The 12,095-nt window shown below is 35.2% G+C and carries 8 protein-coding genes; 4 read left to right on the top strand and 4 right to left on the bottom strand.

Annotated features, from left to right (window positions below):
- Window positions 1–6: 6 nt before the first annotated feature.
- The 3 genes from AACZ92_RS04345 to AACZ92_RS04335 all read right to left on the bottom strand — a co-directional run bounded on the left by AACZ92_RS04345 (window position 7) and on the right by AACZ92_RS04335 (window position 6,638).
- The gene (locus AACZ92_RS04345; protein ID WP_339697514.1) at window positions 7–2,334 is read right to left on the bottom strand and encodes a T9SS type A sorting domain-containing protein; all 2,328 of its coding nucleotides are present in this window, start codon (window positions 2,332–2,334) and stop codon (window positions 7–9) included.
- A gap of 110 nt (window positions 2,335–2,444) precedes the next feature.
- Window positions 2,445–4,040: a tetratricopeptide repeat protein gene (locus AACZ92_RS04340; RefSeq protein ID WP_339697512.1), complete on the bottom strand. Its 1,596-nt coding sequence runs from the start codon at window positions 4,038–4,040 to the stop codon at window positions 2,445–2,447.
- 456 nt (window positions 4,041–4,496) lie between these two features.
- Entirely contained in the window at window positions 4,497–6,638 is a 2,142-nt protein-coding gene (locus AACZ92_RS04335) for a S46 family peptidase (protein ID WP_339697510.1), read from the bottom strand.
- A 297-nt stretch (window positions 6,639–6,935) separates the two neighbouring features.
- Between AACZ92_RS04335 and mqo the strand changes: the two genes are divergently transcribed.
- Both mqo and AACZ92_RS04325 read left to right on the top strand, forming a co-directional pair.
- A complete protein-coding gene (gene mqo, locus AACZ92_RS04330; RefSeq protein ID WP_339697508.1) occupies window positions 6,936–8,420 on the top strand; it encodes a malate dehydrogenase (quinone) in 1,485 nt (494 codons plus the stop codon).
- 141 nt (window positions 8,421–8,561) lie between these two features.
- Entirely contained in the window at window positions 8,562–9,272 is a 711-nt protein-coding gene (locus AACZ92_RS04325; RefSeq protein WP_339697506.1) for a membrane or secreted protein, read from the top strand.
- A 24-nt stretch (window positions 9,273–9,296) separates the two neighbouring features.
- Here AACZ92_RS04325 and AACZ92_RS04320 read toward each other — a convergent pair whose 3' ends face one another.
- A complete protein-coding gene (locus AACZ92_RS04320) occupies window positions 9,297–10,868 on the bottom strand; it encodes an NAD-binding protein (RefSeq protein ID WP_339697504.1) in 1,572 nt (523 codons plus the stop codon).
- 657 nt (window positions 10,869–11,525) lie between these two features.
- On the opposite strand from AACZ92_RS04320, the gene AACZ92_RS04315 reads away from it, so the two are divergent.
- On the top strand, window positions 11,526–11,744 hold the full coding sequence (locus tag AACZ92_RS04315) for a hypothetical protein (protein WP_339697502.1): 219 nt from the start codon (window positions 11,526–11,528) through the stop codon (window positions 11,742–11,744).
- Entirely contained in the window at window positions 11,744–12,049 is a 306-nt protein-coding gene (locus tag AACZ92_RS04310; RefSeq protein ID WP_339697500.1) for a type II toxin-antitoxin system RelE/ParE family toxin, read from the top strand. Before AACZ92_RS04315 ends, AACZ92_RS04310 begins: the two co-directional genes overlap by 1 nt.
- The last annotated feature ends 46 nt before the right edge of the window (window positions 12,050–12,095 follow it).

Raw genomic sequence — 12,095 nt, 5'->3', positions numbered from 1 at the left:
ACCACCCTAGTTTGCTTTTAATAAACGCTTAGATAGGGTTCCTTTCGCAGTTTTCACTTTCACAATATATAATCCGTTAGCTAAATCACTAATATTTATTTCTTCATTAACCTTGGCTACTTTCTTAACTTCTTGTCCTGCCATATTGTAAATAGCTATTGCTTCAACTTTATCATAACTATTTATTGAAAAACTATTTGTAGCCGGGTTAGGATACAATGCAATTGTTTTCTTTTCTAAAATTTCAGAAGTTATTGAAAGCGTGGTAAGATCGATGTTATACTTTACCAACCCTAAATCTTGTACGCCTAAATAAACATCTACAGCATCTGCTGTAAAAGTGAAGGCTGATGTTTCAGTAACAGGATAGTTTAGCATCTCTGGTGTTATTTCTTCCCACGTTTCTCCCATATCTTTACTAAAAATAATCTTTGTTTTTGCTACTGGAAGGGGAATATTAAATCCATCAGAATAATGAGTAACGGCTACAATGGCATCTTCAGTTACTGTTGAAAAGGCAACGTCGTTTGTAAATTCTGAAGAAATAAGACTCCAAGAATCCCCTTTATCTTCAGATAAGTAAATACCATTTGTCGTTGCTAACATTAATTGGTTGGTGTTCAACGGATTTTGCTCAATATCTATTATTAAATCATCACGAGAAACTAAATCTTCTAAGCCAGTAACAGCAAGCTCCCACATAGCGCCATCATTCGATGATTTATAAAAACTAACGTCTTGCGTTATATAAATTGAAGTTTCGTCTTCACGATCTACTTGTACGGCTGTAACTACTTCTCCCGTTTGCGGTACTGGAATATTCGTATCTACAATATTCTCCATATCGGTAAGGTCTATTTTATGTGCTTCTATACCGGTTGACAACCAACTTATGTTCGGGTTGGTAACGGAAGTAGATACATCTTCAAGAATTAAGAAAAACATAGAACTAGCAATTTGCTTTGAATCGGCTCCGTGATCGGCACTTACATTTAAATATGAGGTATTAACTACTCTATTATTAGTAAACACACGTCCAGGAACTACAGGGTCTGCATGTACTTTTAAAGGGGAACCAAAGCCTTGCTCTAGTGACTGTAAACCATAACCTTCTTCTGTTCCTGTTTGCAGGTCTTTATGAATATAGCCTGAGCGTAATCCATAATACACGTGATTTTCATCTTCTGAAGTGAAAGAGGCTACCGTCCCTGAGGAGTTAATGAAAGGATTTTTTAACTTAGTTAATGTAGCCCCTCCATCTTCAGATAAAAAAGGATAATAATTTGTACTAATTAATACTTCGCGAGATACAAATGGGTTGTATGAAGCTGTTAAACCATAGTAATAGGTTTCTGGATCTATATCGTTGTATACATAGTTTTGCCACGTAGTTCCATTATCTGAAGAAACTACTATTTCATTTTCTTCCAATACCATAATCTCGTTTGTATTGGCCGGGTTAAATACTATTTCATTTATATTATCTTGAGACATAGTTGTCCAAGTTATCGGAACTATATTCCAAGTATCACCACCATCCATTGAGCGGTATAGGTTTTCTTGGTGGGTATCATAACCATATCCCGTACCTAATAAAATATCATCTGTATTATCAGGGTTAAATGTAATAGGATCGTACATATTCCCTGGAATTTTCTCTTCCCAAGTTTGGCCAGCATCATTAGATACAAATAAACCTCCAATTACGCGAGATGTAGATCCGCCTCGCATTAAAAATAGGGTTTCTCCATCTGCTGGTGAAATAGCTACATTATTAATAGCTACATTATCATATACTGCACTGTAATATACCGGGAACCAATTAGCACCTCCATCGCTGGTATAAAAAACCTCGTGGGTATAAGCGCCCCCTAAGGAGTACGTAGTATGCATTAACGCAATATCATTATTAGACTCAAGGACATCGTATGATTCTATTAAAATATCCGTTTCAAAAGAGTTAGGCGGTGAATAAGTACGTGTAATTGTTTCGGTTGCAAGATCAAAGAACACGATAGCATTATAGTCGGTTCCTTCAGCAGAAACTATAAAGCTTAAGGTCGTTCCATCATTTATAAGTTTAAGGTCTTTAAGGGTAGCATAGTTATCTAAAGGTTCGGCATATAAAATACCCCAAGTTTCACCACCATCTGTTGATGTAACAATATGGTTTGTAACTGTTCGCGCATAGACAACATCTTCTTCTGTTTCGCTATACGTAACATTATATAATTGTCCGTAGTCTGTTGCTCCTTCCAATTCTACTTGAGCTGTGATGTTTTGTACAATTATTATATAAAAGAAAAGAAATAATAGGGTAGTTAGCTTTTTCATCGTATCTATTTTGAGATTATGTTGATAAATATAGATACAAGAGGGGTTTTATAGCGTATTAGTAGCGTGACATTTCGTGACATTTTCTTCTTAAAAACGTGACTACCCCCCTAAACCATTGATAAATAAGTGTGAAGCGTTGTGTTATTTGGTATGCCCATTTTCTTTGAAATTCGTTCTTTTCTTTTTCTACAGGACTGAGGAGTGATGTTTAAGAGCGATGCAATTTCTTTATTGCTCAAATTCATATACAAATACGTGATAAATCGAATGTCACTTGAAGTCAATTTTGAATGTTTACTACGAAGCCTATCAAGAAAGCCTTGATTGATTTCTTCAAAGTGGGTAAAAAAGCTATCCCATTGTGTATCTTTTTTTAGGTGTTTTTTTAATTCGGTAATTTGCTTTTTCAATTGTGGATTTTCAGCTATTTCGGTATGAAGCGATATAGACTGGACCACTTCTTCTATAAGATCATTTTTACTGGATAAGTACAATGCTTTTGCAGTGAGCTTTCTATTCTTTACTTCCAATTCATTTTTAAGGCGTTCTTGCTCTAAAGATGCTAACGCTTCTTTTTCGCGTAATTGCTTTTCAATTAGTAAGTGATCACTTTTTTCCTTGGCCAACTCTAATTCTACAATCTTTTTGCGTTGTTTGTGTTTTACTGAATTACTCCTGTACATCCATATTATAAACCCCATACTTAGAACGGCTATCCCAATTATACTATAAAAGAAGCGACGCTCTTGTTTAAGCACTTCTTTGCTTTCAGAAAGTTCGTGTTGGTAGTTTTGAAGTTGAAATTTCACTTTTTCATTTTCAAACAACTTTCTATTTCTTATTGTATTTAAAGAATCTGCCGCGATAATCACGGAGTCTTTATAGGCGATTGCCTTTTCAAAATCGCCTGTTTTCCCGTAAAGTTCAGATAGGTAATCATAAACCTCTGTTTGGTTTTCCAAGCCTTTTTGAACTTGACGAGCTTCTAATGTATAGTCTAATGCTTTTGATGATTGGTTGCGTGCTTCGTTAATTTGAGCCAACACCAATAGAATAAATACTCTGTTCTCTAGTTGGGATACTCCTTGTAATTCGGGTAGTAGGCTTAAGGCTATTTTTTCAGCTTTGGTATATTGTTCTTTTAAGAGCAACATTTCAGCTTGTGCCATTTTACCCTGCAGTAATACATTGGGAGCTTCTTTTAAAAGAGGCAGTGCTTCGTCTATATAATACTGAGCCGAATCTACCTCCTTCATTTTGTTAGAGACCAATGCTAGGTTTACAGCATAATATCCTACTTTCACCTCATCTTTTACTTGTTTCGCTTTTTCGTATGCTTTGAAAAAGTATTTTTTTGCTTGCGAGCGTTCTTCTTCTTGAAAATAGAGAATTCCTATATTATTGAGTACGGTCATTTCTTGCCGTGACCCCAAATGTTCGATGGCTATTTCGTAGGCTTCTAAATAATGCTGAAGGGCTTCGCCATAATCTGAGAGTAAGTAATAGTTTGAACCTATATTAAGTGTGGCTCTAAACGCTTGCTCATACCATTGGTTTTTTTGAGCCATGGCTTGAGTTTCTACCAAAAGCTCTAATGATTGAGTATGTTTTTTTTCAAACATTAATTCAATACCTTCTTCAATACGATCGTCTGCTTGCGTAGCAGTTTCTATCTGTGCAAAACCAGACATAGAAAATATCATTAGTATAAGAAGTATGAGGAGACGTTTAGAAATAAGCATTTATTTTAACCTTTTTTCTTTTAAAAGCTAAAAGTAGTAAAAAAGTTAGCGCCTTTACGAATAGATATGCTTTATAAAATGGCTAGAAAAAGTCACTACGTTAGTTTATTTCTAATATGTAGGAAAATATTCTCAACATTTAGGGGGGGTTAACCCTTAAAAAAAAATTACTTTTATTCTTTATTAAACCTACAACATCCCCCTTTTTTTATTAATAAATTAAAATGCTTTCCTATTTTTAGGAATTTACATTGCTATGAAAAAGTAACACTCCATATTTATTAATTTAGTTAAAAACAGGCTGTCGAATTATTTTCGCAGCCTGTTTTGTTTTTGCTTCCTAATATCAATAAAAAACCACGAACTTATCAATTTAAGATTCGTGGTTTTTAAAATGATAGTAATGCTACTATACTATTATTTCGATAAAGTTAACTCATCAATAATATGTGTTGCTCCAGCAAATTTATCTATCAAGAAAAGTACATATCTTATATCTACATTTATAGTACGTTGTAGTTGGTCATCAAAAATTACATCACCAGCCATAGCTTCTATATTTCCATCAAAAGCTAAACCAATTAATTCTCCTTTTCCATTCAATACAGGCGAACCTGAGTTTCCTCCTGTTATGTCATTATCAGTTAAAAAGTTTACCGGTAAGTAACCATCCTCATCAGCATACTGTCCAAAATCTTTTTCTTCGTAAAGGTTAATAAGCTCCTTTGGCATATCAAACTCATCATCACCAGGTTGATATTTGGCAACAGTTCCTTTTAAAGTAGTATAATAATTTTTATCGGCATCGTTGCGCTCATCGACAGGAAGTGCTATCACTTTTCCGTACGTTAATCGCAATGTACTGTTAGCGTCTGGATAGTATTTTTCGTCAGGATTCTGCAAACGCATTCCTTGAACCATCATTCTATAAGCACGCTCAAAGTCGTCCTCTAACTGCTTTTCTTCTTCCGTTTTGGCGCGGTAACGATTCAATAAATCTGTGGAAAGTTGAAATAAAGGATCGTTTTTAAAAACCTCAGCATCTGGATTTTCAATAAATGCTTCTAACTTATCTTTAGTTTCAAATATACTATTCTCAAAAGCAGTATTTACATAATCATTCCACCCAGCTTCACTTTTATTATTTGCTTTTGCAACTTTAGCAACCATTGGTGCAACATTCTCAGCCTTGCTTGAGTATAGTTTTAATTGAGCAGCTAGAACATCTTTCTCTAAGGGAAGGTAAAGCCCTTCGTATAAATCATTAATTTGAGCATCCAATTCAGGTTTTAACTCTGCTTGTTTGGCTTCGTTTTGTTGTAAATAAAAATCTATTGTTTTCCCTAAACGGTATGGAAGTGTCGCCACTTTAGTTCTAAGTAACAAACTTAAATAGTTGTTATGACGGCTTATTTCATTCGTGTTTTTGTAGTAATTGTTGATTACTGGAATTACATCGGTATACTTTTCATTACCTTTTTTTGACGCCCATTTTTTAAAGGACTTTTCACCTTTTCGTTTCGTTTTTGCAGTTTTGTGTTGCTTTAGCGCATCAATCATTCCTTGGCGGTTTTTCCAATAATTTGCGATAGAAGCATAACTTGAAGCATAATCAAGGTTCACTTGTTGATCCTTATCCATATATTTCTTCATAACATCCATGGATGTTTTTGAAGCCTCAACCCAAGCTGGATATGCATATCCTACATTCTGCTCAATGCCTCCAGCGGGCATCCAACGATTGGTTCTACCTGGATAACCCATAATCATAGCAAAGTCATCTTCTTCAAAACCTTTTATACTGGTGGTTAAATGGTGCTTTGGCTTAAGAGGTACATTGTCTGTTGAATATTCGGCAGGATTTCCGTCTTTATCGGCATATACTCTAAAAAGTGAAAAATCTCCCGTATGTCTTGGCCATTCCCAATTGTCTGTATCTCCACCAAATTTACCAATGCTTGCCGGAGGAGTTCCTACTAAACGTACATCGTTATAATCTTGGTACACAAAATAGTAAAACTCGTTTCCTTGGTAAAAAGATTTAACTGAAACGGTATATTTTCCACCTTCGTTATTTTCTTTTTCAATTTTAGCTATCTCACGATTAATAGCAGCTTCGCGCTCAGCTTCAGACATTGAATCATTTACCTGCTCCAAAATTCTTTTTGAAACATCGTCCATTCTCACAAAGAAACGTACCGATAGACTTTTAGGTTTTAACTCTTCTTGGTTATTCTTAGCCCAATATCCGTCGGTTAGATAATCATTTTCAGAAGTAGAAAGCTCAGCAATTTTACTATATCCACAGTGGTGATTAGTAAGTACCAATCCTTTATCTGAAATAATCTCAGCAGTACAACCGCGGTTAAACTGTACAATTGCATCCTTGAGACTAGAATTGTTTATACTGTATATTTCTTCGGGCGTAAGTTGAAGGCCCATTTTTTGCATATCACGATAGTTTAATCGTTCTATGTGCATTAAAAACCACATACCTTCGTTGGCCTGTATAGGCATTACAAATGTGGCAAGGAGAAAGCAAATAATTAATTTTTTCATCAAAAAAGAGAGTTTTTATTAGTATTAAACCTGATAAACAAAAGCTTGAGAGCCTACAGTTTTATCAATTGGTAAATATAAACGGATTCCCTTATTTTTTCTAGTTTAGTGCATCTGAAAAGGGTCCTACCTAAACAACTTTAACTTTTTATTAAGACAATACCGTTGTATTCAAAACCGATGTAGTAATTCCCGCAAAAGATTATAACAGTATTCAGATAAAATCGTAATACTTGTTACATTTTGTATCGAGTTTCGTTTTCAGCAATACTTATGTACCTTTATAGAAAAAGAGCTATGGATACCTTAAAAGTGAATAAGGATTACGATTTAATTTGTGTTGGTGGCGGCATTATGAGTGCTACGCTGGCATTAATGGCTAAAATATTAAAGCCCGAATTAAAAGTATTAATACTTGAAAAATTAGGTAAAGTAGCTCAGGAAAGCTCCGCTGCTTGGAATAATGCCGGCACTGGCCACTCAGCATTGTGTGAGCTTAATTATACTCCTGAAAACGAAGACGGCACTATTGACATAAGCAAAGCCATCTCCATTTGTAATCAGTTTGAAATATCAAAACAATTTTGGTCGTATTTGGTAGATACCGGACATATTACAGACCCAAAGTCATTTATTAACAACGTTCCACACCATAGTTGGGTTACAGGAAAAGCCAATGCAGATTATTTGGAGAAACGATACCACGCTATGAAAGAACATTATATGTTTCAGCACATTGAGTTTACAAAAGACCAAGAGGTTATGAGGAAATGGTTTCCGCTTATTATGCAAAACCGAAAGGATGATGAACCAATGGCTGCCTCCCGAATAGACCGAGGTACCGAAGTAAACTACGGTGTATTGACCAAAAAGCTTTTCAATATTCTAGAAAAAGATTATGACACCTGCGTTCAGTGTAATGAAGAAGTATTAGACATAGACCCAGATGAAGGCGTAGATTGGTCAGTTAAAGTTAAAAACACTCAAACCGGAAATACACAACACTTAGATGCCGAACACGTTTTTATAGGTGCTGGTGGTGGCAGTCTACTATTGTTAGAAAAAGTAGAAATAGACGAAAAAGACGGCTATGGAGGGTTTCCTGTAAGCGGACAGTGGCTGGTTTGTAAAAATGAAGATGTTATTAATCAACACCATGCCAAAGTGTATAGCAAAGCAGGATTAGGCGATCCGCCCATGTCTGTTCCTCATCTCGACACCCGTTATATTGATGGCAAACGCGAATTATTATTTGGTCCTTTTGCGGGGTTTAGCCCTAAGTTTTTAAAAGAAGGCTCTAATCTCGATTTGTTTAAGTCTCTTAATTTTAAAAACATTCCATCTATGCTAGGTGGTTTTTGGCATAATTTACCTCTAACCAAATATTTAATAGAGCAAGTAGCCATGTCTTTTGATGACCGTATGGACGATCTTCGGAAATTTGTAAAAGATGCCAAAAATGAAGACTGGCATGTTATAATTGCGGGACAACGCGTACAGATAATAAAACGAGATGAATATGAAGGCGGCCGCTTGCAATTTGGCACCGAAGTGGTAAGCAGTAAAGACGGCAGCATTACTTGTTTGTTAGGTGCCTCTCCCGGTGCTTCTACAGCTGTACATATTATGCTCGATGTATTGGACAAAGCCTTCCCTGAAGTAATCCATTCTGAAAAAGGAAAAGAATTATTACAGAAAATGGTCCCTACTTGGAACACCCAAGTAGACGGAACCACTTTCAAAAATCAATTAAAACAATCAACGCAAGCATTGCGATTGTAATCACTTCAATCCTCAAATAAGCGTTGTTAGTTACTATGAAAAAGCAAACTGAACTAATAATTCCAGCCTTTAAAAATATAACTTATTTTATAGGAACACCTTAACCCTTAAAAAATTAACCATTAATAAAAATATAACGTCATGAAAAAAATACTTGTTTTACTTATTTGTACTTGCGCATCCTTTGGAATTAAAGCACAAAGTATTATTGGCGCTTGGGAAACTTTTACTACTTCTAAAAATGGAGACCAATTAAAAAACGTGGTCATTTTTGCAGATGGTTATCAAACATCAACTACTTATAATGCTACAACTGGCGAATTTATTCAAACAAAAGGCGGTAGTTGGAAGTTAGAAGGAAATGTGATGACAAAGAAAGTGGAGTTCGACACTAACAACACAGAACGTGTAGGCACTAAAGAAAGTTTTAACGTACTAATTACCGATGATAAAATTGAAGTTGTTGACAAAGACATCAAATTAAGCAGAATAGATAAAGGTACGCCAGGCAAGTTACAAGGCGCTTGGTTAATGTCTGGCAGAATTAGAGATGGTGAAACGCAGTCACGCGATATAAGTAGACCAAGAAAAACAATGAAAATTTTATCCGGAAGTCGATTTCAATGGATAGCGTACAATACAGAAACTAAACAATTTATGGGAACGGGTGGAGGAACGTACACTACTAAAAATGGTGAATACACTGAGAATATCGAATTCTTTTCCAGAGACGATTCAAAAGCAGGGCTTAGCTTACAATTTAATTATGAACTTATTGATGGGGATTGGCACCACTCAGGTTTGTCCAGTAAAGGAGATCCCATCCACGAAATATGGAGTATTAGAGAATAAAATTTCACGAATTATGAAATCTAATTAAACGACTGTATCATATATTTCATTGAATTTGTTTTTCATTTCAATGTTTCCAAGCATTACTATTTCAGCACCTTGGGGCAGCAATGTATTGGCCGATAATAGTGTAATGACTTCCGAGTTTTCTTTTATAGCAATAACAGAAAGCCCTGTTTTAGCACCTATACCAGATTCTGCTAAAGACTTTCCTTCTAATGATGCTGGTATCGGGATAATAAACAAGTTAATACCTTCACCAAGAACGGTTAGTTCTTGCCCTTTAGAAATTGATAAAACTGCTTCAGCACCTAAAGTAGAATAGCTCAATACAAAATTAGCTCCTGCCCTATGAATTATATCAATATTTCGAGCTTCAGATATTCGGCTCACTATTCTTACCTTTTTGTTTAATTGACGGCAGTAAGAGGCTAGAAATATATTCATGGTATCATCGTGGGTAGTAAGTAATACCGAAGGGGCTTCCAGAATTCCAGCCCTTTTTAATAGTTCGTAATCTGATGCCTTTCCAGCAAAAACTTGATTGCAAAACGAACTTACCTTCTTGCAAATCCCCGGATCTTTGTCTACCACATTCACTAAAATTCCATTTTTATGTAACGATTCGGCAGCAGCCGAACCTACCCTACCCCCGCCAATTAACAATACTGGGTTAGGGTTTACATTGTAGTCAAGAAAAATCTCATCAACACTATGTAACTGTTCTTTGTTTCCTATTATAACCAGAACGCTATCGTTTTCTAGTTTTTCATTACCGTTTATAGATTGTAACCTACCCCGTTCCCAAATACCTACTACACTAACTCCAAATTTTTTCCTTAACCCAGCCTCCTTAATGGTTTTAGAAACTAGAGGTGTATTATGTACAGGCAGTTCTGCAATTAATAAATCTTCATACTGCCCGATGGGTTGAGATTTTGCATGTTGTGCATTTACCCTGTTGGCTAATTGTTCACCTAGCCATTTTCTTATGGGTAACACATGGTCTGCACCGCTAAGTTGTTGTACATCTACCGATTCAATATCTGTGGCTATGGCAACAATAGGTACTGTAGGAGCAATATTACGTATGGTGAGAATAATCTTGGTATTTATAATATCATCCCTATTCACCAAAACCAGTTTCGCATCTTTAACATTAGCGCGTGCAAAAGTATCTTCGTTATCTAACTTCCCATATAGCTCAGGAACGTGGTCATCATGAATCTCAAGTGCTTTCTCTAGATTGTTTTCAATGATGTAATAGGGCGTATTTTCTTGTTTTAATCGCTCCATAAGGTCTCTCGCTATAACATCATATGAACAGATTAATACATGGTCTTTTGTTCCACTAGGAACTTGACGAGGAACTTTGTTTTTCTTTTTAGATTCTAATAGAGGGACATAAAAGTGCCTTATAAAGGCAAAGGGTAATACAATTAACAACATGACAATCCCGGAGAGTAAGACTACTATGCTGAAAGCACGACCAATATCTGATGCAAATGTAATGTCTCCAAAACCAAGGGTGCTCATAACGGTAAGTGTCCAGTAAAAACCTGTAACCCAAGAATGATGCTGCCCTTCGAGTTCCATTATAAAATGAAAAAGAATAGAATACACTATGACGACAATGCCTAATAATGCTAAATATTTTAGTAATACCTTGGAATTTTTTTTTAAACTCTCTATCCCTCAAATAATAGGCTAACTGGCTACCGACAAATTTCATAATCTTTCATTTTTAATAGGATTTACAATTTCGTCATTTTAGACTCTTAATCTATACAATTTACTTCACCTTTTTCATATTTTAAGAAGCAGATTTCAATTAGAATAGTATATAAGCGGTAAAATATGCTGTTATCGTATTGAGAAAAGAAACGCCAAAACCCAATTATCAAGTTGTTTTCTTCGAGTTTGCCCCTAGTTTCCTTCGAGTTTTATACGTAAAATGGGGGTTTTGTCGAAGAATACTCGAACAACACTCGAAGAAAACTGCAACCAAACCCGAGCACGCCTTCTATACTACACCGTAGATTTTTCTTGAAATAAAGTATAAAAACCCTACGTATAAAAGTTGGTTTGTATATTACAGGGGGTAATAGTACTTTAGTAGTTTATACCTCCCCTTTTAAAGAAACCATATAATGTATATAAACGCAATTGTGTTTATACGTATGTTGGGCTTCATACTGACAAAAATCGAGGTAAATCATATTTTTTGTACATTTGACTAAAAGAAATTTTAAAATGGATATTCGAACAACAAAACTTGAACTACTCAAAACGATTTTGGAGACTGAAAATACTGATTTCATCCAAAGGGTAGCTGACTTTGTAAAAAAAGAAAAAGTAGATTTTTGGGATGAATTGTCTTTATCTGAAAAATCTGAAATAAAACAAGGTATTGAGGAATTGAATAAAGGAAAAAGGGTTTCCTACGAGTCATTTCTAAAGAAAATTTCTTAATGAAAGTATTCTTATCCGAACTTGCCGAATCAAAACTTCTAAAGCTATCTGAATATCTACTGGAAGAGTGGAACTTAAAAACCCGTGACAAGTTTATCTCAAAACTAAACGATAAAATCAAACAAATATCAATTCAACCTGATAGTTGTCCAAAATCATCGGAATTTAAAAATCTGTATAAATGTGTTGTAACAAAACAAACGACATTTTTCTACAGAATAATAGCGGAACGAAAAGAAATAGAAATTATTACAATTTTTGATACACGACAAAATCCTGATAAGTTAAAAAAAGACATCGATTAAAAAGTACGAAAGCCCAACACCGGTAACCGTTGCACAACCCCATGAT

The organism is uncultured Marixanthomonas sp. (assembly GCF_963974425.1).
Classification (GTDB): domain Bacteria; phylum Bacteroidota; class Bacteroidia; order Flavobacteriales; family Flavobacteriaceae; genus Marixanthomonas.
Note: the sequence above shows the minus strand (reverse complement) of the source record. Positions and strands in the feature narration are given on the sequence as shown.

Coding starts and splice junctions, on each gene's coding strand:
- AACZ92_RS04345 (WP_339697514.1), bottom strand. CDS start 2,334: ATGAAAAAGCTAACTACCCTATTATTTCTTTTCTTTTATATAATAATT.
- AACZ92_RS04340 (WP_339697512.1), bottom strand. CDS start 4,040: ATGATATTTTCTATGTCTGGTTTTGCACAGATAGAAACTGCTACGCAA.
- AACZ92_RS04335 (WP_339697510.1), bottom strand. CDS start 6,638: ATGAAAAAATTAATTATTTGCTTTCTCCTTGCCACATTTGTAATGCCT.
- mqo (WP_339697508.1), top strand. CDS start 6,936: ATGGATACCTTAAAAGTGAATAAGGATTACGATTTAATTTGTGTTGGT.
- AACZ92_RS04325 (WP_339697506.1), top strand. CDS start 8,562: ATGAAAAAAATACTTGTTTTACTTATTTGTACTTGCGCATCCTTTGGA.
- AACZ92_RS04320 (WP_339697504.1), bottom strand. CDS start 10,868: ATGGAACTCGAAGGGCAGCATCATTCTTGGGTTACAGGTTTTTACTGG.
- AACZ92_RS04315 (WP_339697502.1), top strand. CDS start 11,526: ATGGATATTCGAACAACAAAACTTGAACTACTCAAAACGATTTTGGAG.
- AACZ92_RS04310 (WP_339697500.1), top strand. CDS start 11,744: ATGAAAGTATTCTTATCCGAACTTGCCGAATCAAAACTTCTAAAGCTA.